Origin of the sequence: Sodalis sp. RH16, from assembly GCF_047324245.1 — a bacterium.
Classification (GTDB): Bacteria; Pseudomonadota; Gammaproteobacteria; order Enterobacterales; family Enterobacteriaceae; genus Acerihabitans; species Acerihabitans ligni.
Genome location: NZ_CP178737.1, coordinates 4,920,319 through 4,945,486, shown reverse-complemented (window position 1 = coordinate 4,945,486; position 25,168 = coordinate 4,920,319). Strand labels below are relative to the sequence as shown.

22 protein-coding genes are annotated in these 25,168 nt (G+C 58.9%); 12 read left to right on the top strand and 10 right to left on the bottom strand.

Annotated features, from left to right (window positions below; translation table 11 throughout):
* Positions 1–47: 47 nt before the first annotated feature.
* Complete coding sequence (locus tag ACL2XJ_RS22510) at positions 48–2,354, bottom strand: FdhF/YdeP family oxidoreductase (protein WP_413724549.1); 2,307 nt, start codon at positions 2,352–2,354, stop codon at positions 48–50.
* A 307-nt stretch (positions 2,355–2,661) separates the two neighbouring features.
* Here ACL2XJ_RS22510 and ACL2XJ_RS22505 point away from each other — a divergent pair, with 307 nt between their 5' ends.
* Together ACL2XJ_RS22505 and ACL2XJ_RS22500 are read left to right on the top strand one after the other, a co-directional pair.
* Positions 2,662–4,260 carry a PTS transporter subunit EIIC gene (locus ACL2XJ_RS22505; RefSeq protein WP_413726944.1) on the top strand — a complete coding sequence of 533 codons (1,599 nt, stop codon included), beginning with the start codon at positions 2,662–2,664 and terminating at the stop codon, positions 4,258–4,260.
* Positions 4,261–4,469: 209 nt separating this feature from the next.
* A complete protein-coding gene (locus ACL2XJ_RS22500) occupies positions 4,470–5,384 on the top strand; it encodes a LysR family transcriptional regulator (protein ID WP_413724548.1) in 915 nt (304 codons plus the stop codon).
* An 18-nt stretch (positions 5,385–5,402) separates the two neighbouring features.
* Here the strand turns inward: ACL2XJ_RS22500 and fabI are convergent, their stop codons facing one another.
* The 7 genes from fabI to pspF form a co-directional block, all read right to left on the bottom strand.
* A complete protein-coding gene (gene fabI / locus ACL2XJ_RS22495; protein ID WP_132921441.1) occupies positions 5,403–6,191 on the bottom strand; it encodes an enoyl-ACP reductase FabI in 789 nt (262 codons plus the stop codon).
* 182 nt (positions 6,192–6,373) lie between these two features.
* Positions 6,374–7,186 carry a putrescine export ABC transporter ATP-binding protein SapF gene (gene sapF, locus ACL2XJ_RS22490; RefSeq protein WP_132921442.1) on the bottom strand — a complete coding sequence of 271 codons (813 nt, stop codon included), beginning with the start codon at positions 7,184–7,186 and terminating at the stop codon, positions 6,374–6,376.
* A gap of 2 nt (positions 7,187–7,188) precedes the next feature.
* Positions 7,189–8,181 (bottom strand): putrescine export ABC transporter ATP-binding protein SapD, encoded by a 993-nt coding sequence (sapD, locus tag ACL2XJ_RS22485; protein WP_132921443.1) that lies wholly within the window; start codon positions 8,179–8,181, stop codon positions 7,189–7,191.
* Positions 8,181–9,071 (bottom strand): putrescine export ABC transporter permease SapC, encoded by an 891-nt coding sequence (gene sapC / locus ACL2XJ_RS22480; protein ID WP_132921444.1) that lies wholly within the window; start codon positions 9,069–9,071, stop codon positions 8,181–8,183. The genes sapD and sapC overlap by 1 nt, the downstream gene beginning before the upstream one ends.
* Complete coding sequence (gene sapB, locus ACL2XJ_RS22475; protein WP_203521316.1) at positions 9,058–10,023, bottom strand: putrescine export ABC transporter permease SapB; 966 nt, start codon at positions 10,021–10,023, stop codon at positions 9,058–9,060. Before sapB ends, sapC begins: the two co-directional genes overlap by 14 nt.
* Positions 10,020–11,672 (bottom strand): ABC transporter substrate-binding protein SapA, encoded by a 1,653-nt coding sequence (gene sapA, locus ACL2XJ_RS22470; protein WP_203521317.1) that lies wholly within the window; start codon positions 11,670–11,672, stop codon positions 10,020–10,022. Before sapA ends, sapB begins: the two co-directional genes overlap by 4 nt.
* Before the next feature lie 227 nt (positions 11,673–11,899).
* Complete coding sequence (gene pspF / locus ACL2XJ_RS22465; protein ID WP_413724547.1) at positions 11,900–12,889, bottom strand: phage shock protein operon transcriptional activator; 990 nt, start codon at positions 12,887–12,889, stop codon at positions 11,900–11,902.
* A 196-nt stretch (positions 12,890–13,085) separates the two neighbouring features.
* On the opposite strand from pspF, the gene pspA reads away from it, so the two are divergent.
* The 6 genes from pspA (at position 13,086) to tyrR (ending at position 18,810) form a co-directional block, all read left to right on the top strand.
* On the top strand, positions 13,086–13,751 hold the full coding sequence (gene pspA / locus ACL2XJ_RS22460; protein WP_413724546.1) for a phage shock protein PspA: 666 nt from the start codon (positions 13,086–13,088) through the stop codon (positions 13,749–13,751).
* 155 nt (positions 13,752–13,906) lie between these two features.
* Positions 13,907–14,140, top strand: coding sequence for an envelope stress response membrane protein PspB (pspB, locus tag ACL2XJ_RS22455; protein ID WP_132921449.1), 234 nt, complete (start codon positions 13,907–13,909; stop codon positions 14,138–14,140).
* A 1-nt stretch (position 14,141) separates the two neighbouring features.
* Positions 14,142–14,501: an envelope stress response membrane protein PspC gene (pspC, locus tag ACL2XJ_RS22450; protein WP_413724545.1), complete on the top strand. Its 360-nt coding sequence runs from the start codon at positions 14,142–14,144 to the stop codon at positions 14,499–14,501.
* Positions 14,502–14,612: 111 nt separating this feature from the next.
* Entirely contained in the window at positions 14,613–15,998 is a 1,386-nt protein-coding gene (locus ACL2XJ_RS22445; protein ID WP_203521320.1) for a YcjX family protein, read from the top strand.
* Entirely contained in the window at positions 15,995–17,101 is a 1,107-nt protein-coding gene (locus ACL2XJ_RS22440) for a YcjF family protein (protein ID WP_413724544.1), read from the top strand. Before ACL2XJ_RS22445 ends, ACL2XJ_RS22440 begins: the two co-directional genes overlap by 4 nt.
* A 137-nt stretch (positions 17,102–17,238) precedes the next feature.
* Positions 17,239–18,810 (top strand): transcriptional regulator TyrR, encoded by a 1,572-nt coding sequence (gene tyrR / locus ACL2XJ_RS22435; RefSeq protein ID WP_413724543.1) that lies wholly within the window; start codon positions 17,239–17,241, stop codon positions 18,808–18,810.
* A 54-nt stretch (positions 18,811–18,864) separates the two neighbouring features.
* On the opposite strand, the gene tpx is transcribed toward tyrR, so the two are convergent.
* A complete protein-coding gene (gene tpx / locus ACL2XJ_RS22430; RefSeq protein ID WP_413724542.1) occupies positions 18,865–19,386 on the bottom strand; it encodes a thiol peroxidase in 522 nt (173 codons plus the stop codon).
* Between the two features lie 149 nt (positions 19,387–19,535).
* On the opposite strand from tpx, the gene ycjG reads away from it, so the two are divergent.
* Complete coding sequence (ycjG, locus tag ACL2XJ_RS22425) at positions 19,536–20,504, top strand: L-Ala-D/L-Glu epimerase (protein ID WP_132921454.1); 969 nt, start codon at positions 19,536–19,538, stop codon at positions 20,502–20,504.
* 24 nt (positions 20,505–20,528) lie between these two features.
* Here ycjG and mpaA read toward each other — a convergent pair whose 3' ends face one another.
* Positions 20,529–21,236 carry a murein tripeptide amidase MpaA gene (gene mpaA / locus ACL2XJ_RS22420; protein WP_413724541.1) on the bottom strand — a complete coding sequence of 236 codons (708 nt, stop codon included), beginning with the start codon at positions 21,234–21,236 and terminating at the stop codon, positions 20,529–20,531.
* Positions 21,237–21,437: 201 nt separating this feature from the next.
* Here mpaA and ACL2XJ_RS22415 point away from each other — a divergent pair, with 201 nt between their 5' ends.
* The 3 genes from ACL2XJ_RS22415 to zntB are packed head-to-tail and all read left to right on the top strand — an operon-like array spanning position 21,438 to position 25,069.
* Positions 21,438–23,054: a peptide ABC transporter substrate-binding protein gene (locus ACL2XJ_RS22415; protein ID WP_413724540.1), complete on the top strand. Its 1,617-nt coding sequence runs from the start codon at positions 21,438–21,440 to the stop codon at positions 23,052–23,054.
* A 35-nt stretch (positions 23,055–23,089) separates the two neighbouring features.
* A complete protein-coding gene (gene corA, locus ACL2XJ_RS22410) occupies positions 23,090–24,061 on the top strand; it encodes a magnesium/cobalt transporter CorA (RefSeq protein ID WP_413724539.1) in 972 nt (323 codons plus the stop codon).
* Between the two features lie 24 nt (positions 24,062–24,085).
* Positions 24,086–25,069 (top strand): zinc transporter ZntB, encoded by a 984-nt coding sequence (zntB, locus tag ACL2XJ_RS22405; RefSeq protein WP_413724538.1) that lies wholly within the window; start codon positions 24,086–24,088, stop codon positions 25,067–25,069.
* The last annotated feature ends 99 nt before the right edge of the window (positions 25,070–25,168 follow it).

Genomic DNA, 25,168 nt, shown 5'->3' with positions numbered 1-25,168 from the left:
AAAAAGCCGCCCGCCCCGGCAAGGGGGGGCGGTGTCGATGCGACGGTTTAAATAATTCGCGCCGTATCCGTTGCCTTGTTCGCCAGCAGACGCACCGGGATGGATTTGGAGGTCGGGGTATGGGTGCCGTCGCCAAAGCTGGACAAAGGCACCAGCGGGTTGGTTTCCGGATAATAGGCCGCCAGGTTGCCGCGGGGAATATCATAGCTAATGACCTTGAAACCGCTGACCTTTCGGCTGATGCCGTCGTGCCACAGGGTTTCGATGTCCACCCGATCGCCGTCGTGCAAGCCCAGCGCCGCCAAATCCTCCGGATGGACAAACACCACTTCCCGCTGGCCATATACGCCGCGATAACGATCGTCCAGTCCGTAAATGGTGGTGTTGTACTGGTCATGGGAGCGCAGGGTTTGCAGGGTAAACGGCACCGTCCGGCCGGCGATTTGCGGAAACAGGGTATCCGGCAGGGGAGCGTCGCTGAATTCCGCTTTGCCGCTGGGCGTATTGAAGCGCAGTTCAGCCGCGGCGTTACCGAGGTAAAATCCCCCCGGCTGTTCGCAGCGAAGGTTGAAATCGGTGAAACCGGGCACGGTGGCGGCGATATGATCGCGGATGAGACGGTAATCACCCGCCAGGGCGGTCCAGTCCAATTTTTCGTTACCCAGCACCGCTGCGGCAATGCCGGCGACGATGGCGGTTTCCGAGCGCTGCAAGGAGGAGAGCGGCGGATTTACCCCTTCCGAGGCGTGTACCATGCTGAACGAATCTTCCACGGTGACATACTGGCTGCCGGCGGTTTGCATATCGAGCTCGGTGCGGCCAAGGGTCGGCAGGATCAGCGCATCGCCGCCGGTAACCAGATGGCTGCGGTTAAGCTTGGTGCTGATATGTACCGTCAGTTCGCAACGGCGCAAGGCGTGCTCGGTGCGGGCGGTATCCGGCGCCGCGGCCGCCAGGTTGCCTCCCAGGGCAATCAGTACCTTGATCTCGCCGCGCAGCATGGCCTCTAGCGCCTCAACGGTGCTGTGTCCGGGGGCGCGCGGAGGCGTAAAGCCGAAATGGGCCGCCAGACTGTCCAGCAAGGCCGCCGGCGGCTTCTCGTCGATGCCCATGGTGCGATTGCCCTGCACATTGCTGTGGCCGCGCACCGGACATAATCCGGCCCCCGGTTTGCCAAGCTGCCCGAACAGCAGTTGCAGATTGACGATTTCCCGCACGGTGGGAACCGAATGCTTGTGCTGGGTAATACCCATGGCCCAGGTGCAAATGACCCGATCGGCGCCGCGGTAGATGTCCGCAGCGTCGCGAAGCTGCTGCTCGCTCAGGCCCGACTGCCGGATGATATGCTGCCACGGGGTGGCATCCACCGCCGCCAGGTAAGCCTCCATGCCCTGGGTATGGCTGTCAATAAACGTTTGGTCAAACAGGCCGGGCCGGCCTTCCGCCAGCTGCCGTCGATGGATTTCCAGCAGGGCTTTCACCATGCCGCGTACCGCCGCCATGTCGCCGCCGAGATTGGGCTGCAGATAGCTGGAACTGATACGGCCGGATTTTGGCGTCAGCAGCTCCAGCGGGTTCTGCGGATCGGCAAAACGCTCCAATCCCCGTTCCCGCAAGGTATTAAAGGTGACGATGCGCGCGCCGCGATCGGCGGCGTGGCGCAGGCTGTGCAGCATACGCGGATGGTTGGTGCCCGGATTCTGGCCGAAAACGAAAATCGCGTCCGCCTGTTCGAATTCATTCAGGTGAATGGTGCCTTTGCCCACGCCGATGCTTTGCTTAAGGCCGCTGCCGCTGGCCTCATGGCACATATTTGAACAGTCGGGGAAATTATTGGTGCCGAACATCCGGCCGAATAATTGATAAAGGTAGGAAGATTCATTGCTGGCGCGGCCGGAGGTATAAAGTTCCGCCTGGTTCGGATTGTCCAGTCCGCGCATATGGCTGGCGATGAGGTCGAACGCCTCCTGCCAGCTTACCGGGTAATAGCGATCGGTTTCCCGGTTGTAGCGCAGCGGCTCCGTCAGACGTCCCTGGTACTCAAGGAAATAATCGCTTTGCTCATAGAGTTTGCTGACGGTGTTCTGGGCGAAAAAATCCGCGTCCAACGCCTTGCGGGTGGCTTCCCAGCTCACCGCCTTGGCGCCGTTTTCACAAAAACTGAAGGTGCTGGTATTGTCATCGCCCCAGGCGCAGCCGGGACAGTCGAAGCCTTTTGATTTGTTTACCCGCATTAAATTACGGATATTTTTGAAGGTCTGTTTACTGTCCCTGACATAACGGGTGGTCGCTTCCAAAGAACCCCAGCCACCCGCCGCGCCGGTATAAGGTTTAATCGCAGGTTTAAATTTCATAAGTTCGTTTCGCAGGTGAATGAAGATAAATATTTGTTAAAATATTTTTAGCTATTTGGGTTAATGAGGTTAATTCTAGGCAGTTTTGATAACACCGTCTAATTGAATAGCCTAATCGCAGGATAGACGGCGGCTATTGCCTAAAGTCCCTTCATCTTTTAATTTTCCATGCTTTAAACCGCACCAAGGCAGGTTAATCTTTTGTGATAGCGTTCATATTTTCAGCCATTGCCGCCGCCGCGGGATCAGGCGCAGCCAATACTGGCTCATACTTACCTGGTTAATTATGAGGAAGAGAGCAATGCTGATGAACGATCTAAGCAGTAAGGTGCATGGATTCGGCAAAGCGTTAATGATGCCGATTTCGGTGATTGCCGCCGCCGGGATCTTTCTCGGGGTGGCGGCGGCCATGCAGAATCCGGCGGTAACCGGCGACGCGTTCGCCAGCCTGAAGTATCCCCAATTGGTTATCGGGTTCATCCGGCAGGTGGCCGGCGCGCTGTTCGCCAACCTGCCGCTGTTTTTTGCCGTGGCCAGCGCCATAGGTCTGGCAAAGGCGGAAAAACCCACCGCGGCCTTCGCGGCGGTCATCGGTTTTATCGCCATGCATGTGGGGGTTAGCGCCAGCCTGGCGGCGCAGAACCTCACCGCCACCACCACCACCGTGCCGGCATTGATAGCCAAAGGCATGACGCCCACCGCGGCACAGATGCTTTCCGCTCAGTTCACGCCGATGCTGGGGATATTCACTTTCAATATGAGCGTATTGGGCGGGGTAATTGCCGGCCTGACGGTGGTGGCGCTGCATAACCGTTTCTATACCATTGTATTGCCGACGGCGGTGAGCTTTTTCGGCGGACGGCGGTTCGTCCCCATCATCACGGTGGTGGTGCTGCCGTTGCTGGGGGTAGTCCTGTCGCTTATTTGGCCCACCATCGGCGCGGCCATCGCCTGGGTGGGTAACCTGATCGGACAAAGCGGCCAGTACGGTGCCTTCTTATTGGGATTTTTCGAACGGCTGCTGATTCCCACCGGCCTGCATCATATCCTTAATGAAACCGTGCGCTTTACCCCCATAGGCGGCATGGTGACGGTGGATAACCATGCCATCGTCGGCGCGCTGAATATTTTCAATACCACGCTGACCCATCCGGGGCTGTTGAGCGACGAGCAGGTGCGCGAGTCAACCCGGTTTCTGGCGCAGGGTAAAATTCCGGTAATGATGTTCGGTCTGCCCGGCGCGGCGCTGGCGATGTACCATTGCGCCCGTCCCGAGCATAAAAAGCGGGTCAAGGCCCTGATGATGGCCGGCGCCCTGGCGTCCTTTACCACCGGTATCACCGAACCGCTGGAGTTCTGTTTTGTTTTCGTTTCACCGGTGCTGTATCTTTTTCATGCGGTGCTGTGCGGCCTGTCGTTTATGCTCATGGACGTTTTCCATCTGATGATTGGCAATGTTCAGGGGGGCGCCATTGACCTGGTAGTGTTCGGCGTGCTCGGCGGCAGCAAAACCCACTGGTGGTATGCGGTACTGCTGGGGCTGATTTATTTTCCGGTCTATTACTTCGGCTTCCGGCTGATTATTACCCGGCTGCGGGTGGAAACCCCCGGCCGCGAGACCCAGGAAGAGGAGGCCACCGAGCGCAAACCTCTCTTGGCCAACGAGCGGGCGGAAAATATCATCACCGGCCTCGGCGGCCAGCAGAATATCGCCGATGTGGATTGCTGTTTTACCCGCCTGCGGGTCCGGGTCAAGGATATGAAGCAGGTAATCGACCGGACCCTGATGCTTACCGGCGCCAGCGGGGTTAAGCGGGTCAGCGACAACGATGTCCAGGTGATCTACGGTCCGCAGGTGGAAAAAATCGCCCAGGATGTCAAAGTTACCCTGGGGGTCACTACCTAACAGGACAATTATCGACAACCTTAAGGTATAATAATTAGATTGCTGATGAATTCGCCCAAGGTCAATAAGGCGGGACAGGATGTGAGAGAAGTAAACCGCCCGCGCCATGGACGGATTCACGGCGTGTTTACTCCGCTGGCATCCTGTCCCCACCAGTCACCCATTCAATCAGGACTATCAATATTACCGCCTTTGGCCGGAAGGAACCGATGGATATAAAACAGCTAATCTACTTATGCAATCTTGAGCGGGAGCGTCATTTCGGCCGCGCCGCGGAAGCGAGCTTCGTCAGCCAGCCGACCCTCTCCGCGCGCCTGAAAAATCTGGAGCGGGAGCTCGGCGTGGCGCTGATCCATCGCGGCAATAGTTTCCAGGGGTTTACCGCCGAAGGGGAACGGGTATTGTCCTGGGCGCGGGAAATCGTCTCGGTCTACCAGGGGCTGAAGCTGGAAGTGGAGTCCCTCAAGCAGGGACTGGCGGGCACGCTGCGCATCGGCATCGTGCCGCAGTGCGGCATTCCCCTGGCCCAGCTGTTGTTCGATGCCCGGCTGGAATACCCCGCTCTCGAATATCAGGTCAACGTGCTCAGCGCCGATCAATTGCTGGAAGCGCTGATTAATCACAGCGTGGATATCGGCGTTGGCTTCTTTGAGCTGAACCTCTTGCAGGAACTGCATTTCCAGGTGGCGCCGCTGCCGGACCGGGGGGTGGATCTGGTGTTCCATCCCGCGCACTTCACCGGGCTTTCCCCCCAGTCCGTAGTGACTTTGGCGCAGGCGGCCGCCTTTCCCCTGTGCCTGGCCGAACCCAGCCGCTACTTCCGGCGCTATCTGGACGAACATTTCCGGGGCGAGGGATTGCATCCGCATATCGCTCTGGAAAGCGCCTCGATCTTTCATTTGCTGCAGGGGGTTTTTGTCGGGCTGGGCTGCGGCATCATGCCCCGCGGGCATCTGCTGCCCGGAATGACACCGGATTTGCTCAGCGCGCCGATACGGCTGCCCGCCATGAAACGACAGGGCGCCGTGGTGGTTGCCGAGCCCGGCCGGGCAACGCCGCTGGCGAAAACCCTGTTCGCCTTCGCCGCCGTCTGGCTGGCGGACAGGATAAACAGGGAGGTGTAAGCAGGGCCGGGCGGGGGGTTAATTCTGTTCCAGATCGTTCATGGAGGCGATATTAAAGCCGCCGTCCACATGAATGACTTCCCCGGTGATGCCTGAGGCCAGATCGGAGCACAGAAACGCGGCGGTATTGCCCACGTCCTCGATGGTCACCACGCGGCGCAGCGGCGTCACCGATTCGCAGTAAGACAGCATTTTCTTGAAGTTCTTGATGCCGGAAGCCGCCAGGGTCCGGATGGGGCCGGCGGAAATGGCGTTGACGCGTATGCCCTGCGGGCCCATGGCGTTGGCCATGTAGCGGGTATTGGCTTCCAGGGACGCCTTGGCCAGTCCCATGACGTTATAGTTGGGTATGGCGCGTTCGGCGCCCAGGTAAGTCAGCGTCACCAGGGCCGAATTCGGATTCAGCATATGGCGGCCGGCTTTCGCCATGGCGACAAAGCTGTAGGAGCTGATATCGTGGGCGATGGCAAAGCCTTCGCGGGTCACGGCGTTCACATAATCGCCGTCCAGCTGCTCGCCCGGGGCAAAGGCAATGGCATGCACGAAACCGTCGTAGTTCGGCCATACCTTGGCCAGTTCGACATACAGCGCTTCGATGCTGGCATCTTCAGCCACATCGCAGGGTAATACGATGCTGGAACCCAATTCACCGGCGAATCCCTCAACCCGTGATTTCAGTTTATCGTTCTGGTAAGTAAATGCCAGTTCGGCACCTTCGCGATGCATCGCCTGCGCGATACCGAAGGCGATGGAGCGATTGCTGGCTACGCCAGTGACCAGAATGCGCTTACCGGTAAGAAAACCCATAGCATTAATCCTTGTAATCATTTTTACATGCGATCGTAGCGCCAGCGACGCGACATTCGACGTTTATAAACCGGCGGAGTGTACCATGAACAACCGTTACAAGTGTATACCCCGCCTCTCTGGAATATCCGCCGCGGATAAACGGGCCATATCCCGCCGTCGCCGGATATACTCCGGGTTTGCTATGGCATGGCGGCATCGCGCCGCCAGGCGTCCGCCGTCAGGGCCTCGCCGAAGTGGCTGGTTATCAGCCGCTTGGTGAGATCGTGCAGCGGGGCGGCCAGCACGTCTGCGGTATTGCCGCGCTCCACCACCTCGCCGTCCTGCATTACCATGATCTGGTCGCTGATATGCTTCATCATGCCCAAATGCTGGGTGACATAGATATAGGCTATACCCTGTTTGGCCTGCAGCTCGAGCATCAGGTTGATGATTTGCGAGCGCATCGACATATCAAGGGAGGCCAGCGCTTCGTCGGCCACGATAACCTTCGGGCGCAGAATAAGCGCCCTGGCCAGGCCCACGCGCTGTTTCTGCCCCGGCGCCAGCATATGGGGGTAATAGAACGCGTGATCCGGGCGCAGCCCCACCTGCCGCAGGGTCAGGTTAATAGCCTGTTCACGCTCCGTCGGCGTCATGGCGGTGTTGAGCCGCAGCGGTACGTCCAACAGCTGTCCGATGCGCTGGCGGGGATTCAGGGCATTGCCTACATCCTGAAAAATCATGCGGATGCGCTGGCTGCGATAGCGGTAATCGCCGAAGGTCAACGGATGGTCATCGATCAAGAGCTCGCCGCCGGTGGGCTCCACCGTGCCCGCCAGCATTTTCGCCAGGGTGGATTTGCCCGAACCGTTCTCGCCGATAATCGCCAGGGTTTGCCCCTCCCGCAGAATAAAGCTCAGGGGCTTCACCGCCTCAACCTGGTGTTTATGGAACAAGCCGCTGCGATAACGGAAGGTTTTAGTGAGGTTGCGGGCTTCCAATAGGGTTTCCATGCTTATTGCCCTTCCATATTGAGGGGGAAATGACAGGCGAACCAGTGGTTCTTTATCGGCTCCAGCGGCGGCATTTCAATACAGGTTTTCTGCGCGTAAGGGCAGCGGGGCCCCAGGCGGCAGCCGATGGGCAAATGCTCCAGGGAGGGAATGCCGCCGGGCAGGGTATTCAGGCGGCTTTTCGGCGGCATGGATCGGCCGAAATCCGGAATGGCGCGGATCAGCGCCTGGGTGTAGGGATGATGGGGGGTGGCTATGAGCTCCTCGCAGGTAGCGCTCTCCACAGTCTGGCCACAGTAGAGCACATTAATACGGTTGGCCCATTTGCTCATCATCTGGATATCGTGGCTGATCAGCAGGATGGTGGTGTTGTTATTCTGGTTCAGACCCGCCAGCAGCCGGAATATCTGCGCCTGGGTGGTGGGTTCCATGGCGTTGGTGGGCTCGTCGGCAATCAGCAGCCGGGGCTGATTGGCCAGGGCGATGGCGATCATCACCTTCTGGCACTCCCCCTCGGTGAGCTCGTAAGGATAGCTGCCCATGATATTGCTATGATCCTTGATGCCCACCCGGTGCAGCAGCTCGATGGCCCGGCGTTTGCGCCAGCCGAACCGTTGCCACCACAGCCCTTTATAGGTCCAGCCCGGGATCACCTGAATCAGCTGGCGGCCGATGGTTTCCGACGGATCGAGGCAGGATTGCGGCTCCTGGAAAATCATCGAGACGTTATGGCCCACCAGCCGGCGCCGCTGGCGCGGGCTCAGCTGCAATAAATCGATGTCGTCGAAGCGAAACCGGTCCGCCGTGACCCGCCAGTTATCCTTGGTGACGCCGCAGATGGCTTTGGCTATCAGGCTCTTGCCGGAGCCGGATTCACCCACCAGACCGCGCACTTCCCCTTCAACCAGGGTGAAACTAACCCGATCCACCGCTTTCACCGGCCCTTCGGCGGTCATGAATTCGATAGTGAGATTACGGATATCCATTAACGGCATTATTCCACCTCCGCAATCATGGCGCGGCGAATGCCGTCGCCCAGTATATTCACGATCAGCACGCTTAACATAATGGCGCCTCCCGGCAGCATCACGGTCCAAGGCGCGGCATAGACCAGTTCCAGCGTATCCCCCATCATGGCGCCCCATTCCGGCGACGGCAACTGCGCCCCGAGATCGAGAAAGCCGAGGGCGGCGATATCCAGAATGGCCATGGACAGGGCGCGGGTGAAATCGGACACCAGGACGCTGGCGATATTGGGCAGCACCGCATAGCGCAGGATATGCGGCATCGATGCGCCGTCGATGCGCACCGCCAGCACATACTCTTTTTCCAGTTCGTCATGCACCGCGCCGTAAACCGTGCGCACGATACGCGGTAAAATGGCCAGCCCCACCGCCAGCATGGCGTGCCCGAGGGAGGGGCCGATAAACGCCACCACCACGATGGCCAGCAGCAGCGACGGAATGGATAACAGCGTGTCCAGCACATGATTGAGCGCCGCCGAGCGCAGGCCGCGGCTAATGCCCGCCAGCACTCCCAGCAGCAGTCCGAAGGCACAAGCCAGTATGGTTAACAGCAGCGCCGCGCCGAAGGTGGGGGCGGTGCCGGTTAACAGGCGGCTGAGCACATCGCGGCCCAGATCGTCGGTGCCCAGGAAGAAGGAGACATCGCCGTAGCGCGACCAGGAGGGCGGCAGGAGCTGGTAGCCGAGAAACTGCTGATCCAGGGCATAAGGCGCCACCACCGAACCGAACACGCACAGCAGGATCAGCAGCATAAAACCGTACAGGCCGATCATCGACATGGCGTCATGGTAAAAGATGCGCCAGATATAACGCAGCGGACTGGCCATGCGTTTTTCGCGATAAATATTATCGGAGAGCATACCACTCCTTATGGCGCAGCGGATTGGCCAGCGCGCCCACCACATCCGCCAGAACATTGACGGCAATCACCAGCGATCCCACCGCCATGACGCCGGCGGAAATGGCGGCGTAATCCTGCTGGCGTATGGCGTTGATCAACCAGCGGCCCACGCCGGGCCAGCTGAAGACCACCTCGGTAATCATGGCCAGCGTCAGCATGGTGGAAAACTGCAATCCCAGTTTGGGGATAATGGGGGGCAGGGCATTATGCACAACATGCCGGCGGATAATGGTGGTCAGCGTCAAGCCGCGGGTCGCCGCCGCCTTGATGTAATTCTGGGCGAACACCTCGTCGGTACTGATGCGCATCAGCCTTATCACCTCGGTGGTGGGGGCCACCGCCAGGGCGATGATGGGCAGCACCATGTGCCGCAGGGTGCTGGTTATCATTTCGTGGCGGTATGGGGAATCGGAAAGCCAGGCATCCAGCAGGGCGAAGCCGGTAACCGGTTTAATCTGATAGAGCAGATCATAACGCCCGGAGACCGGAAACCAGCCCAGATGCAGGGCGAAAAACAGCGTCAGCAGCAGCGCCAGCCAGAACACCGGCATTGACAGGCCCAGCAAGGCGAAGATGCTGATGCCGATATCCTGCCATTTATTGCGCGTCACCCCGGCGACGATGCCCAGGGGGATGCCGACGATAAGCGCCAGGACAAAGGCCAGTATGCATAGCTCCAGGGTGGCGGGGAACACTTCGCGCAGCTGCTGGCCGATGGACTGGCCATTGATGCTGGACACGCCGAAATCCAGATGCAGCAGGCCGTTGAAGTAATAGAAATAGGCATCGGCGAGCGCCGCGCCGCTCAACGGCGCGCTGGGGGTGAAATAACTGAGGCTAAAGCCCACCAGCGACAGGAAAAACAGCGTAATCAGCAGCAGCAGCAGCCGGCGCAGGATAAATATAATCATGGTTTCGGTTCCTGGGAGTCATCCCGGTAAACCCCGGCAAAGGAGGCATTGCCGAAGGGGCTGAGCACCAATCCTTTGATATCGTAGCGATAGGCCTGCAGGCGCAGCGACGATGCCAGCGGCAGTACCGGCAGCTGCTCCTCCAGCATTCGCTGCGCATCCCGGTAGGTCTCCATGCGTCCGGCCAGCTGCTGCGACAGCAGCGCCGAGCGCAGCAATTGGTCGAACAGGGGCTGGCACCAGTGAGCATAGTTGGTTTGCGAGCGGATGGCGGCGCAGCTGAGCAGCGGCCGGAAGAAGCTGTCCGGATCGTTGCTGTCGGTAGACCAGCCCGCCAGCGTCAGGTCGTGGTTCATGGTCATCAGCCGGGCCTCCTGGAACCGGCCCTCCACCGGGACGATAATCACCTTGATGCCCACCTGCGCCAGGTCCGCCTGGATAAGCTCAGCGGTTTTCAGCGGGCTGGGATTATAGGATTGCGAGGCCGTGGGCACCCATAAACGCAGCTCCATGTTGTCTTTGCCGATGGCGTGCAGGAGCGCCCGCGCCTTGTCGGGGTTATATTCGCTGACCTTGGCCTCGTTGTCATAGGCCCAGGAGGCGCGCGGCAGGATCGAGGCGGCGGTCTCGGCGGTGCCGTAATAGATGGACTGCATCAGGCGCTGATTGTTGATGGACAGTGCGATGGCCTGGCGCACCCGCACATCGTCCAGCGGCGGTTTGGCGGTATTGAACGCCAGATAGGCGATATTCATTCCGGGCCTAAGGGTCAGCCGCAGGCGCGGGTCGTCGCGCAGCACCGGAAGCTGGCTGGCGGCGGGATAGGCCAGGACGTCGCACTCCCCGGTCAGCAGCTTGGACAAGCGGCCGATGCCGCCGGCGCCCAAATCGATGACCACCTGCGACATCCGCGGCCGGCCGCGCCAGTAGGCGTCATGGCGCAGCAGGCGGATAAACTGGCCGGCCCGGTATTCGTTAAGCATGAATGGTCCGGTGCCCACCGGCTGGCGATCGATTTGTTCCTGCCGGCCGGCGGCGGTGAGCTGTTCGGCGTACTCCTCCGACAGCACCGGCGCGTAGTGGGTGGCGATATGCCAGAGAAAGGAAGCATCCGGGCTGTTGAGCCGAAACTCCACCGTGTCGTTGTCCAGCTTGCGCACGCTTTGCACCGAGTCGGGAAACTGCAGACTGTCGAAGTAGGGATAGTCGCCGCCGTTGACATCGTGGTAAGGGTGGTGGATATCAAACATGCGGGCAAAGCTGAACACCACGTCGTCCGCGTTCAAATTGCGGGTGGGCGTAAACCAGGCGGTGCGCTGGAACGGAACGTTTTTGCGCAAATGGAAACGATAAGTCGCGCCGTTGTCCAGCACTTCCCAGCTTTGCGCCAGTTCGGGGATCAGCCGATAGGTATAGGGATCCACATCCAATAGACGATCGTAGATTTGCGCCGAGAGGGTATCCACCGTCAGCCCGCTGCTGGCCATTTGCGGGTTGAACGTATTCAGCAAGCCGTTCACGCAATAAACAAAGCCGCTTTGCCGAATGTCAGGCGGGGAGGGCGTCTGGGCCGCCATCGTGGGCAGCCCCGACGACGCCATGACGGTTACCCATAACAGCGCCAGTATAGAAGAACGTTTTATTCCCATAACCACTTGGATCCTACCGGATAATGGTTCCAGTTTACCTCACTCTGGCGCGACACCCAATTTATGCCGTCAATAATCCGGCGGGATCGGCGCTAAAAGCGCCAATTGGCCGGATTGCGCCTGAAAACGCCGCCACCGGAATAAAAGGATGAGAACGGTTATCATCAAAAAGCTTTGCAAATGATAGTGAGAAGCATTAGCAGACACCTGGCGCCCTATCATCAGGGCTATGCGCTGACCTTAACGGCGTGTTTTTTCATTATCCCCCGCAGCTGGTGGTAGCTCAATGACAACAGATCGGCGGCCTGGCGCTGATTATACCGTGCCTGCGCCAGCGCGCGCTCTATCCAGTATTTCTCCTGTTGTTCAAGCCAGGCTTTCAAATCCAGCGGCAGCGCCGCCGGGGCGCCGTCGGGCGTCTCGTCCGGGTCGGCGGCGGCGTTCACCGCCGCGAAGGGATCGAGCAGTATTGCGTCCAAGGGACGATCGCTGCTGCCGTGACGATAAATCGACCGCTCCACCACGTTTTTCAGCTCCCGGACATTGCCGGGCCAGTAATACGCCAGCAGCGTTTGTCTCGCCGCCGGGGTAAAGCCGGGAAACAGCGGCAAATCGATTTCCCGGCACATCTGGATGGCAAAATGCTCCGCCATGACCATAATATCCTGCTGCCTTGCCCGCAGCGGCGGCAGCGCCACCACGTCAAACGCCAGCCGGTCCAGCAAATCGGCGCGGAAATCGCCGGCTTTGGCCAGGCGGGGCAAGTCGGCATGGGTGGCGCACACCAGCCGGACGTCCACTTGCAGCGGCTGGCTGCCTCCCACCCGTTCCAGCTCGCCGTATTCAATCACCCTGAGTAATTTTTCCTGCACCATCATCGGCGCGGTGGCCAGCTCATCCAGAAACAGGGTGCCGCCGTCCGCCCTCTCGAACCGTCCCTGGTGACGTTTTTGCGCGCCGGTAAAGGCCCCTGCCTCGTGGCCGAACAGTTCCGAATCCAGCAGGTTTTCATTCAAGGCGGCGCAGTTAAGGGAGATGAACGGACCCTGCCAGCGGGGGGAGAGGTAATGGAGCCGCCGGGCTATCAGCTCTTTACCGGTTCCCCGTTCGCCGATGACCAACACCGGCTTGTTCAGCCGCGCCAGCCGGGAGACCTGTTCCAGCACTTCCAGGAAATTATTGGATTGCCCCAGCAGGTTTTCATGATGATCCGCCATGGTGAATTTCGCCAACAGTTGGTATATATAATCACTATAGCGGAAGCCCAATGAAGAGCAATTATAAAAAACATATAAAATCAATGCATTAAAATTCGTGCATTATTGGCACGCTATTTGTAATCCCCTCTGTAGGGCATGTTCATTATGAACACATTTTCAGTCGTTAACCGGCTAGATATAAAGGGGATCTGCAATGGGTATTTTTTCTCGTTTCACCGATATCGTGAACGCCAATATCAATGCCTTACTGGATAAGGCGGAAGATCCGGAAAAACTGGTCCGCCTGATGATTCAGGAAATGGAGGATACCCTGGTCGAGGTGCGCACCACCTCCGCCCAGGCGCTGGCGGAAAAGAAACAGCTGTTGCGGCGTATCAGCCAGGGGGAAACGCAGCAGGCCGACTGGCAGGCAAAAGCCGAATTGGCCCTGACCAAAAACAAAGAAGACCTGGCGCGCGCCGCGCTGATGGAAAAGCAGCGCCTCACCAAAATTGTCGCCGCCCTGCATCAGGACGTGTCGGTGATTGAAGAAACGCTGGATCGCATGAAACGTGAAATAGGCGAGCTTGAGAATAAGCTGGCGGAAACCCGCGCCCGCCAGAAAACCCTGGCGCTGCGCCATCAGGCCGCCGCTTCTTCCCGGGATATCCGCCGTCAGCTGGACAGCGGTAAAATCGACGAAGCCATGGCCCGATTTGAACAGTTCGAAAGCCGTATCGACAGCATGGAGGCCGAGGCCGAAAGCGTCGGCTTCGGCAAACAAAAATCGCTGGACCAGCAGTTCGCCGAATTGAAAGCGGATGATGAAATCAGCCAACAGCTGGCGGCCCTGAAAGCGCAAATGAATAAAACCGAATAATGCAGGCCGCTGACAAACGTACTCGGCGTCAATAAGGCGGGACAGGCTGCCAGAAGAGTAAACCGTCCCGGCCGAGCACGTTGGCAACAGATTCATCAATGAGCAATTACCCTAAATAATGCGAGTTGCCGCCTTCCCGATGATAAGGAGTCATCATGACTGCAGTGTTGATTGTGCTCGCCATACCCTTGACCGTGTTTTTGCTGTTTGTGGCGCCGGTATGGCTGTGGTTGCATTATGGCAATCGCCGTCGGCAGGGGTCGCTTTTTCAGACGCAGGATGCCCGGCGATTGGCGCAGCTCCAGGAAGAGGCGCAGCGGATGCAGACGCGTATCCGGGCGTTGGAGGATATTCTGGATGCGGAATACCCCGACTGGAGGCAACAATAGGATGAATGGAATAATGAAAAAACAGCTGTTCCGCCGGCCCGACGAGGGCATGATCAAAGGGGTCTGCGCCGGCCTGGCGCACTATTTTGATATTCCGGTGCGGCTGGTGCGGATTATCGTGGTGCTGTCGATGTTTTTCGGACTGTTTATGCTGACCATCATCGCTTACGCCATCCTGGCGTATTGGCTGGAACCCGCGCCGGCGGGTGCCGAAGGTTCTGATTCCGCCGCCATGCCCCCCGGCCGGCAACTGGACGTGCTGGAAATGCAGCTTAAGGACAGCGAGCAGCATCTGCGCCGGGTCGAACGTTATGTCACCTCCGAAACCTTTGGCCTGCGTAACCGGTTCCGCCACCTATAACACGCGCGGCGCCGGGTTTGCCGGCTGATGATGAAGCAACGGACAAAGAGCCGGATTTGTCTGGGGATGCAATCCACGACATAATCAACTTTTGCCATGTGGAAAACTGGAATGGACGCTCTGAATCAATGGCTGAATCGCGGCATCGATCGCCATCTGCGCCTGGCGGTAACCGGATTAAGCCGCAGCGGCAAAACCGCCTTTATAACCTCTTTTGTCAATCAACTGCTGATGGTGAACAACGGCGCGCGCCTGCCGATGTTTTCAGCGGCGGACGGCGGCCGCCTGCTGGGGGCCAAGCGGGTGCCGCAGCGCCATCTGGGCATTTCCCGTTTCGCCTACGATGAAGGCATCGCCGCGTTATACGGCACGCCCCCCGCCTGGCCCCTGCCTACCCGCGGCGTCAGCGAAATGCGGCTGGCGCTGCGCTACCGGTCCCGGGATGCGCTGTGGCGCCATATCAAGGATACCGGCACCCTCTATCTGGAAATCGTTGATTATCCGGGGGAATGGCTGCTGGATTTACCGATGCTGGAGCAGGATTACCTGGGCTGGTCCGGTCAAATGGCCGGATTGCTGCAGGGAGATCGCGCTTTATGGGCCGGGCCCTGGCTGAAAAAATGCGCCGCCCTTGATCCGCTGGCGCCGGCGGATGAGCGTGCGCTGGCGGAGATTGCCGCGCAATACACCCGTTATCTGCTGCATTGCAAACAGCAGGGCCGGTATTTTATCCAGCCGGGACGTTTTGTGTTGCCCGGTGACATGGCGGATGCGCCGGCGCTGCAGTTTTTCCCCTGGCCGGCGGGTGGAACCCTGCCGGAAAGCCAATTGCTCCAGGCGCCGAAAACCACCAATCTCGGTATGCTGCGGGAGCGTTATCACTATTATTGCCAGACCGTGGTAAAAGGGTTTTATAAAGATCATTTTACCGGTTTCGATCGCCAGATAGTGTTGGTGGACTGCCTGCAAGCGCTGAACGGCGGCCCCGATGCCTTTAACGATATGCGTCTGGCCTTGAGCCAGCTGATGCGCAGTTTCCACTACGGCAAACGTACGCTCTACCGCCGGCTGTTTTCTCCCTGCATCGATAAGCTGATGTTCGCCGCCAGTAAAGCGGATCACATCACCGCCGATCAGCAGGCCAATCTGGTGTCGCTGCTGCAGCAGTTGATTCAGGATGCCTGGCGTAACGCCGCCTTTGAAGGCATCGCCATGGAGTGCGCCGGCCTGGCCTCGGTGCGGGCCACCGAGGGCGGCACGGTGGCCTTGCAGGGGAAAAACATCCCGGCGCTGAAGGGGTTCCGCCTGCGGGACAGCCAGCCGCTGACGCTCTATCCCGGCGACGTCCCCCCGCGGCTGCCCGGCGCGGCGTTCTGGCATAAGCAGGGTTTTCAGTTCGAAGATTTCCGGCCGCGGCAGATGGACCCGGATATGCCGCTGCCCCATATCCGCCTGGATGCGGTGATGGAGTTTCTGTTGGGGGATAAATTGCGATGACCGAACCTATTAAACCCGGCATGGAGGCTCACCGTCCCGGTGAGGATGCCATTCAAGCCCGCATTGATTTTGAACAACCGGTTGTTGTCCCCGAAGAGCCCGCGCTGCGGCGTGCGCAGGTTTTCGATCCGCAGCAGGAAATAGTCTTCGAGCCGCTGGGGGACGCCGACGAAACCGATGCCGGTGAAAATAAACCGGGGCGGCCTGAGCGCTGGCTGGACGACGCGTTAAAGCCCAAACGGAGCATCTGGCGCCGCCTGGTGACGGCCGGCGCGGGATTGTTCGCCATAAGCGCACTGGCGCAGATGGGATCGTGGTTTGGCCGGGCCTGGCAGCAACAGGATTGGTTCGCCCTGGGTACGCTGGGGGCGGGCGCCCTGATTATCCTGGCCGGCGCCGGTTCGCTGGCGGCTGAATGGCGCCGGCTCTATCGTCTGCGGCAGCGGGCCGAAGAGCGCGATCGCGCCGGCGAGCTGCTGCGCAGCCACGCCCTCGGCCAGGGCCGGGAGTTTTGCCTTGGCCTGGCCGGACGGGCCGGTATCCGCCAGGGCCACCCGGCCCTGGTGCATTGGCTGGCCGCGCTGCAGGATACCCACAGCGACCGGGAGGTGGTGGAATTGTATGCCCGCATGGTGCAGCCGGTTATCGACCGCCGCGCCCGGCGGGAAATCAGCCGCTCCGCCGCCGAATCCGCCCTGATGATCGCGGTCAGTCCGCTGGCGGTGGTGGATATGGGGTTTATCGCCTGGCGCAACCTGCGGTTAATCAATCGAATCGCGGCGATATACGGTATCGAGGTGGGTTATTTCAGCCGTATACGTCTGTTCCGGCTGGTGCTGCTGAATATCGCATTCGCCGGCGTCAGCGAATGGGTCCGCGAAATGGGTATGGACTGGATGTCGCAGGATCTGGCCGCCCGCCTCTCGGCCCGCATCGCGCAGGGCATGGGGGCCGGGCTGCTGACCGCGCGGCTGGGTATCAAAGCGATGGAGCTTTGCCGCCCGCTGCCCTGGCTAAACGGCGACAAGCCGCGCCTGGGCGATTACCGCCGTGAACTCATCGGCCAGCTGAAATCTCTCCTTGAGCGGAAAAACCTTCCCTGACCGGCGGCGGGCGCTTCCGGTCCGATGGCTGAATTTCTTTCCGTCTGTCAACTTTTTGTGACAGACGGCTTCATCCCGGCTGCGCCGCAACGTATGATATCCCCAGGATTCGCCCATCAATCGTCAAGAGGCGCGGCATGCGTTTAGAAGTTTTTTGTGAAGATCGCCTCGGCCTGGCCCGGGAACTGCTGGACCTGTTGGCATCGCGCAATATTGATTTACGCGGCATCGAAATCGATCCCGCCGGCAGGATCTATTTAAATGTTGCACTGGTGGAAAGGGACTCTTTCCCCGGGTTAATGGCGGAGATTCGCCGGATCCAGGGCGTGACCGATGTCCGTACCCTGGCCTTCATGCCTTCGGAACGGGAGCATCGCGCCCTGGAAGCATTGTTGGCCGCCATGCCCGAACCGGTGTTGTCCGTGGATCTTAAAGGCAAAGTTGAACTGACCAATCCGGCGGCCTTGGCGCTGTTCAACCTGCCGGAGGAAAAAATGCGCCGCCAGCCCATCGGCGGCTTTATCGGCGGGTTCAATTTTACCCGTTGGCTGGAGAATGAGCGTCCCGCGGCCGATAGCCGGCGGGTGGTATTGGCGGGGCAGGATTTTCTAATGGACATCACGCCCGTCCGGCTGGCGGACGATGACGGCAAACCGGCGGCGGCGGGGGCGGTAATCTTGCTGAAGTCCGCAGTCCGCATGGGACGGCAGTTACAGGAAACCGGCCCCAATGACGACAGCGAATTCGGCCATATCATTGCCGCCAGCGTCAAAATGCGCCAGGTGGTGGAGCATGCGCGCAAACTGGCCATGCTGGACGCGCCCCTGCTGATCGTCGGCGAGACCGGCACCGGTAAAGATTTGATGGCCCATGCCTGCCATTTGCGCAGCCCGCGCGGCAAACAGCCATTCCTGGCCCTTAACTGCGCCGCGCTGCCGGATGACGTGGCGGAAAGCGAACTGTTCGGCCACGCCGCCGGCGCTTATCCCAACGCGCTGGAAAGCAAAAAGGGCTTTTTCGAACAGGCCGGCGGCGGTTCGGTGCTGTTGGACGAGATCGGCGAGATGTCCCCCCGCATGCAAACGAAACTGCTGCGTTTCCTCAACGACGGGACCTTTCGCCGGGTGGGCGAAGATCAGGAAATGCATGTGGATGTCCGGGTTATCTGCGCGACCCAGAAAAATCTTCTGGAGCTGGTGCATAAAGGGCAGTTTCGCGAGGATCTCTATTACCGCCTGAACGTATTGACCCTGAATCTGCCGCCGCTGAGGGAGCGGCCGGATGACATCATGCCCCTTACGTCGCTCTTTATCGCCCGGTTCTGCGACGAGCAGGGCGTGCCGCGTCCGCGGCTGGCCCCTGAGTTAACGGCCATGCTGGCGCAGTACGCCTGGCCGGGCAACGTCCGGCAGCTGAAAAATGTGCTTTATCGCGCCATGGCGCAGTTGGATGGCCCGGCGATAGGCGTCGACGACATCGACCTGCCGGATTTTGCCCTCTCGCTGCCGATGTCCGAAGAGGTGCTGGACGGCTCCCTGGACGATATCAGTAAAAGGTTCGAGCGCTCGGTGCTCACCCGGCTTTATCGCACCTATCCCAGTACCCGAAAGCTGGCGAAAAGACTGGGCGTATCCCACACCGCCATCGCCAACAAGCTGCGCGAGTACGGACTGAGCAGCAAAAAGCCCGGCGAGGACGAGGAAGCATAAAACCACGCCGCGCCGTTCGCGCCCGCCTGCTCCTCCATTGCCCGGCCCGCAGGGTCAATTGCGGGCCGGCGCTTCCCTCAGGACAGACAGCGCCCGATCATAATCCGGCTCATGGGTGATTTCCGCCACCCGTTGGCTGTACAGCACCTTGTTGCGCTCATCGAGCACCATGACCGCCCGCGCGGTCAGCCCTTTCAGCGGGCCATCGGTGATTTCCACTCCATAGCGGCGCATGAATTGCCGATCGCGCAGGGTGGATAAGGTAATGACGCGATGCAATCCTTCCGTACCGCAAAAACGTGACTGGGCGAACGGTAAATCGGCGGAAATGCACAGCACCACGGTATTTTCCAGATCGACGGCTATTTGATTGAAACGGCGTACCTTGGCCGCGCAAATGGCGGTGTCGATACTGGGGAAGATATTCAGCAACTTGCGTTTGCCGGTATGGTTGTTTAACGTTATGTCTAAGAGATCTTTGGCCACCAGTGAAAAGTCCGGAGCCGTATCACCGGGCTGTGGCAGCGAATCCGCCACCCTGACCGGATTACCCTGAAAATAAACTGTTTCTGCCATACTGGGTTCCTTGTCTGCTTAACATCAAATCCAGTCTAAAAGATGACGAAAAGCGAAGATAGCCGGATTTTTACAATAATAACTTTCTAAATTAACAGGATTTATGGGCCGGGAGGATCCTATGGCAACCATCAATCCGAGGACCGACGATGAGAGTAATGCGTTTTTATGCCGAAGCATGGCCGCTCCATACGCCTTTTGTGATTTCACGGGGCAGCCGTACGGAAGCAAAAGTGGTGGTGGTGGAAATAGAGCAGGACGGTGTTAAGGGTATCGGCGAATGCACCCCTTATCCCCGTTACGGAGAGAGCGAACAATCGGTGCTGGAACAGCTGACCTCGGTGCTGCATCCCATCGAACAGGGCGTTTCGCGGGAAATACTGCAGCAATTGCTCCCCGCCGGCGCGGCCCGCAACGCGGTGGATTGCGCGCTGTGGGATGTGGAGCGCCAGTTGAGCGGACAAACGCTGGCGCAGTACGCCGGCGTCCAGCTGCCGGCGACCATCGCCATGGCGCAGACCCTGGGCATCGATGAACCCCAGGCCATGGCCGAAGCCGCGCAGGCATTCTGGCAAAAAGGCGCCAGGCTGCTGAAAATCAAGCTCGACGATCGGCTGATAACCGAGCGGATGGTGGCTATTCGCACCGCCGTTCCGGCGGCGACCCTCATTGTCGATGCCAATGAAGCCTGGCATCCCGAAGGATTAGCCTCCCGCTGCCAATTATTGGCGGATCTGGGGGTGGCGATGCTCGAACAGCCGCTGCCCGCGGAGCAGGATGCCGCGTTACAGCATTTCATCCATCCGCTGCCGATCTGCGCCGATGAAAGTTGCCATACCCGACAGCAATTACCGGCGCTTAAGGACAACTATGAGATGGTGAACATCAAACTGGACAAAACCGGCGGCCTGACCGAAGCGCTGCTGCTGGCCCGGCAGGCGGGAGAGCAGGGGTTCGGCATTATGCTCGGCTGCATGCTGTGCACATCCAGGGCCATTGCCGCCGCCTTGCCGCTGGCCCCGGCGGCGCGGTTTATCGACCTGGACGGGCCGACCTGGCTCTCCATGGATGCGCAACCCCATCTGACGTTCGGCTGCGGGTCTATCCTGCTGGAATAACGTTATCCGTTCCGGGGGCGGTTTTCAGGATCTGTAACGCAATAAATCCACCAGGGCGTCCAGATAATCCGTGGTGGCGGCATCCGCCGAGACGGCGGGCAGTTCGGCGGTGATGCAGGGCAGGGATTGCTCCTCGCACCAGTTGCCGAAGGAACCTGGGGTCGCGTAGCCGACGCTGTCCACCAGCGGCAGCGAAAGCCGCTCCGCCAGCCATAGCGCCAGGGGTGAACGGGCCTGCTGTTCGATACAGGCCAGGGGCTCATGGAACGAAACCACCCAGGCCGGTTTTAATTGCGCTATCAACCCGCACAGCGCACGGGTTTCCGGCTCCGAACCTGGCGCGGTGCCGGGGGAGAGCGCCACGTCCCGTGCTTCGCTTGCGCTGGTCCAGCGGTAAAGGGTATCCATGGGCCGCCAGTTGCCGGTGGGGAAATTGCGGTTCAGATCGACCCCGTTGGCGTTCGCGCGCAATCCCAGCTGACAGCCGTCCGGATTCACCGCCAAAACCAGATGATGGCGCGGCGGCTTTGCGCCGAGAGTGCGCAGTGCGCAAGACAGCGCCACCACCCCCGCGGTTTCATCGCCGTGGGTGCCGGCAATGATTAATCCGGTATCCGGACCGGCGTCGGCGGCGCGGAAAAACAGCATCGGCGCGCCCAGTACCGATTTGCCAAAGGGGGTCCCGGGAAAAATAAGCTTGCCCCGCTGCGGGCGGGGATGGAATACGGTCATGGGGTTTTCTGCCATAATCTAATGAGTTACATTGACTGATAATATTTTATCGCAAAAGACCTTCGCCTTACGACTTTTGTCGGCAGACTTTTAGTTTTAACATTTTTAGTCCCGAACTTTTTTATGCTAAAGCACGGCACGGCCGCCATTATCCGGCCCGCGCCCGGGTGATGCGCCGATTATGACTTCAAGGAAAAGCTTATGCCTGGTTCCAAATTAGCACTCTGTGCCTCCTTAATCATTGCCTGCTGCGGCATCGCCCGCGGCGCCACGCCGCCGCCCGGCGTTCAGCTGTCCCCGGTACAGCATATCGTCCGGCACATCAAAGACGAACCGGCCTCGCTGGACCCCATCAAAGGCGTCGGCCTGACGGAAGCGGAGGTCACGCGGGATCTCTTCGAGGGGCTGGTTAACCAGGACGCCGACGGGCATTTGATTCCGGGCGTGGCCGTCAGCTGGCAAACCAACGACAACCGCACCTTTATTTTTCATCTGCGCCATGACGCCCGCTGGTCTAATGGTGACCCTGTCACCGCCGGTGATTTTGTCTACAGCTGGCGGCGGCTGGCGGATCCGAAAAATCTGTCTCCCTTTGCCTGGTTTGCCCAGTTGGCGGGGCTGGCCAACGCCGGCGACATCATCGCCGGCAAAGCGCCGGCCGAGCGGCTTGGGGTCAGCGCACCGGACGACTACACCCTGAAAGTGGAGCTGGATAAACCGGTACCGTATTTTGCCAGCCTGACGGCTAACTTCAGTTTATTCCCGGTCCACCGCGCCACGGTAGAGAAATACGGAAATGACTGGACCAAAGTGGGCAACCTGGTGGGCAACGGCGCGTTTCAGCTCCAGCAACGGGTAGTCAATGAAAAACTGGTGCTGGCGCCCAACCCGTACTACTGGGATCATCGGCATACGGTATTAACGCAGGTAACGTTTATTCCCATCAATCAGGAGTCTTCGGCGCTGAACCGCTATCTCGCCAATGATATCGATATTACCGAATCCTTTCCGAAACCCCGCTATCAGCAACTGCTAAAGGATATTCCCGGCCAGGTGTATACCCCTCCCCAGTTGGGAACTTACTATTACGCGTTTAATACCCGGCGCGCGCCCACCAGCGACGTGCGGGTGCGCAAAGCGCTGTCTTACGCCATCGACCGCCGGATTATCGCGGAGAAGGTGGTGGGCAGCGGCGAAAAACCCGCCTTTCACCTGACCCCCGACGTCACCGCCGGTTATAAGCCCGTGCCGAATTATCTGCAGCAGCACTCCCAGGAGGAGTTGGATGCCGAAGCCAAGGTACTGATGACGGCGGCGGGTTACGGCCCGGATAAACCTATTACCCTGAATCTGTTGTACAATACTTCCGAAGGCAACGAAAAAATCGCTATCGCCGTCGCCTCCATGTGGAAGAAAAAACTCGGGGTGAATGTCAAGCTGGTAAACCAGGAATGGAAGTCCTATATCGACAGCCGCAATACCGGTAATTTCGATGTGGTGCGCGCGTCCTGGGTTGGGGATTATAATGAGCCCTCCACCTTCTTATCGCTGCTCACCGCGGCGCACAGCGGCAATATCGCCAAATTCAACGACCCCCAATACGATCGCCTGCTGGAGCAGGCCAGCCGGCAAACCAATGCCAAACTGCTGGCGGCGGATTACAACAAGGCGGAGGATATTATCGCCGAACAGGCGCCCATAGCGCCGATTTATCAATATACCAACGGCCGGCTCATCAAGCCCTGGGTGCAGGGCTACCCAATTAATAATCCCGAGGATGTGGCTTACAGCCAAAGCATGTATATTCTCAAGCACTGAAAATGGCGTTTCTGGTGAATGGTACAGGATAAATAATGGACAAGGTGATAAACAGCGTTGCTTACCAAGCGGGACGTCGAATAGGTGAAGTCACCATCGACGACATCAGCGAGGTGTTAAAACAGCCCGACGCGTTTGTCTGGTTAGGCCTGTTTGCGCCCGATGATGCATTCATGCGAAAAATACAGCAAGAATTCCATCTGCATGACTTAGCCATCGAAGATGCGCTTACCGCCCATCAGCGGCCAAAATTGGAAACCTACGGCGACTCGTTGTTTATCGTGGTGAAAACCGCCCAGCGGGTGGATGATAAAATACAGTATGGCGAGACACATTTTTTCGTCGGCGCGCATTTTCTGATTACCGTTCGTCACGGCGCCTCCTCCAGCTACGCCGCCATTCGGGCGCGCGCGGAGGAAACGCCCAAGCTGCTGGCCAAAGGGCCGGGATTCGCGCTCTATTCTATACTGGACTTTGTGGTGGATAATTACCGGGAAATCATCGGACAGTACGAGACGCAATTTGACGGCATCGAGTCGGCCATGTTCAAGTCCGAGTTCGATCCGCAGGCGGTGGAAGAGGTTTATCGACTGCGCCGCGATCTGCTGGCTATGCACAATGCCGCCGTGCCCATCGACGATATTTGCAACCAGTTGATTCATCTGCATGAAGCCGTTATTCCCAAAGAACTGAGAGCCTATATCCGCGACGTCCAGGATCATGCTCATCAGGTGATCACGCTTACCGATGATATGCGCGAAATGTTGACCAATGCGATGCATGTGAATTTGGCGATGGTATCGGTCAGGCAAAACGAAGTGGTAAAACGGTTGGCCGGGTGGGGCGCTATCCTGGCGGTGCCAACGGTTATCTTCAGTCTGTACGGCATGAACTTCGCCTCGATGCCGGAATTAAAAATGCCCTGGGGATATCCGGTCACGCTGCTGGTGACCCTTGCCGGCTGTGTTGCCCTGCATCGGAAACTCAAACGTTCAGGTTGGTTATAGTCAGTGGAAAAAAGGTGTGAGACGTTGGACGTTATTGATCAAAACGCTTTGCATATCAATGGTGTGGTTTATGCCGGCCAGTTGGACGGCGCCGGGGGTATCCGGCCCATTGAAGCGGCGGATATTGCCCATTGCGACCACCCGTGCTGGCTGCATCTGGATATTGAGCACCAGGCCAGCATGGAATGGCTGAATGATACGCCGCTGGTTCCGGACCCCTTGCGTGAGCCGCTGGCGGGCAACAGCACCCGGCCCAGGATAAACCGGCTGCCCGAAGGGGCGCTGATTATATTGCGGAGCATTAATTTTAATACCGAAGAGTACCCCGAAGAGCTGATCGTACTGCGCATCTATATCACCGATAAGCTGATTGTCACCACCCGGCGTCAGCCTATACAGGCGGTGGAAGAGATTCTTGAAGGGCTGCAGAGAAAACAGGGCCCGGTCAACAGCGGTACCTGGCTGGTGGAGATGAGCGATATCCTGACCGATCATACCAGTGATTTCATCGATGAAATGCACGATCGGATAATCGCCCTGGAAAACGACCTGCTTGAACAGCGCATTCCGCCGCGCGGCCAGCTGGCGCAGCTGCGCAAGCAGTTGATTGTGCTGCGCCGCTATATGGGGCCCCAGCGCGACGTGTTCTCGCGTCTGGCCAGCGAGCATCTGGCCTGGATGGACAAGGACGACCGGCGCCGGATGCAGGATATCGCCGACCGGCTGGGGCGGGGCATAGAGGATATTGACGGCGGCATCGCGCGCACGGCGGTCATCGCCGATGAAATCAACTCGCTGACGGCGGAAGCCATCAACCGCCGCAGTTATACCATGTCCCTGATGGCAATGGTATTCCTGCCCACCACCTTCCTCACCGGCCTGTTCGGCGTTAACCTGGGCGGCATTCCCGGCGGCAATATGCGTTATGGTTTTAGCCTGTTTTGTCTGCTGTTGGTTTTATTGGTTCCGGGGGTTGCATGGTGGTTAAAACGTCGTAAATGGCTATAACATTGGCGTTTATGGAAATATATTCGGTAAAAAGTATCCAAAAAGCTCATCAATATTGAGCAATATCAAAAAGCCGATGCTTAGAATCAGGCATTATCC

Excerpts from the sequence above, each read along its gene's own strand:
- ACL2XJ_RS22510 (WP_413724549.1), bottom strand. The coding sequence starts at position 2,354 with ATGAAATTTAAACCTGCGATTAAACCTTATACCGGCGCGGCGGGTGGC.
- ACL2XJ_RS22505 (WP_413726944.1), top strand. The coding sequence starts at position 2,662 with ATGAACGATCTAAGCAGTAAGGTGCATGGATTCGGCAAAGCGTTAATG.
- ACL2XJ_RS22500 (WP_413724548.1), top strand. The coding sequence starts at position 4,470 with ATGGATATAAAACAGCTAATCTACTTATGCAATCTTGAGCGGGAGCGT.
- fabI (WP_132921441.1), bottom strand. The coding sequence starts at position 6,191 with ATGGGTTTTCTTACCGGTAAGCGCATTCTGGTCACTGGCGTAGCCAGC.
- sapF (WP_132921442.1), bottom strand. The coding sequence starts at position 7,186 with ATGGAAACCCTATTGGAAGCCCGCAACCTCACTAAAACCTTCCGTTAT.
- sapD (WP_132921443.1), bottom strand. The coding sequence starts at position 8,181 with ATGCCGTTAATGGATATCCGTAATCTCACTATCGAATTCATGACCGCC.
- sapC (WP_132921444.1), bottom strand. The coding sequence starts at position 9,071 with ATGCTCTCCGATAATATTTATCGCGAAAAACGCATGGCCAGTCCGCTG.
- sapB (WP_203521316.1), bottom strand. The coding sequence starts at position 10,023 with ATGATTATATTTATCCTGCGCCGGCTGCTGCTGCTGCTGATTACGCTG.
- sapA (WP_203521317.1), bottom strand. The coding sequence starts at position 11,672 with ATGGGAATAAAACGTTCTTCTATACTGGCGCTGTTATGGGTAACCGTC.
- pspF (WP_413724547.1), bottom strand. The coding sequence starts at position 12,889 with ATGGCGGATCATCATGAAAACCTGCTGGGGCAATCCAATAATTTCCTG.
- pspA (WP_413724546.1), top strand. The coding sequence starts at position 13,086 with ATGGGTATTTTTTCTCGTTTCACCGATATCGTGAACGCCAATATCAAT.
- pspB (WP_132921449.1), top strand. The coding sequence starts at position 13,907 with ATGACTGCAGTGTTGATTGTGCTCGCCATACCCTTGACCGTGTTTTTG.
- pspC (WP_413724545.1), top strand. The coding sequence starts at position 14,142 with ATGAATGGAATAATGAAAAAACAGCTGTTCCGCCGGCCCGACGAGGGC.
- ACL2XJ_RS22445 (WP_203521320.1), top strand. The coding sequence starts at position 14,613 with ATGGACGCTCTGAATCAATGGCTGAATCGCGGCATCGATCGCCATCTG.
- ACL2XJ_RS22440 (WP_413724544.1), top strand. The coding sequence starts at position 15,995 with ATGACCGAACCTATTAAACCCGGCATGGAGGCTCACCGTCCCGGTGAG.
- tyrR (WP_413724543.1), top strand. The coding sequence starts at position 17,239 with ATGCGTTTAGAAGTTTTTTGTGAAGATCGCCTCGGCCTGGCCCGGGAA.
- tpx (WP_413724542.1), bottom strand. The coding sequence starts at position 19,386 with ATGGCAGAAACAGTTTATTTTCAGGGTAATCCGGTCAGGGTGGCGGAT.
- ycjG (WP_132921454.1), top strand. The coding sequence starts at position 19,536 with ATGAGAGTAATGCGTTTTTATGCCGAAGCATGGCCGCTCCATACGCCT.
- mpaA (WP_413724541.1), bottom strand. The coding sequence starts at position 21,236 with ATGACCGTATTCCATCCCCGCCCGCAGCGGGGCAAGCTTATTTTTCCC.
- ACL2XJ_RS22415 (WP_413724540.1), top strand. The coding sequence starts at position 21,438 with ATGCCTGGTTCCAAATTAGCACTCTGTGCCTCCTTAATCATTGCCTGC.
- corA (WP_413724539.1), top strand. The coding sequence starts at position 23,090 with ATGGACAAGGTGATAAACAGCGTTGCTTACCAAGCGGGACGTCGAATA.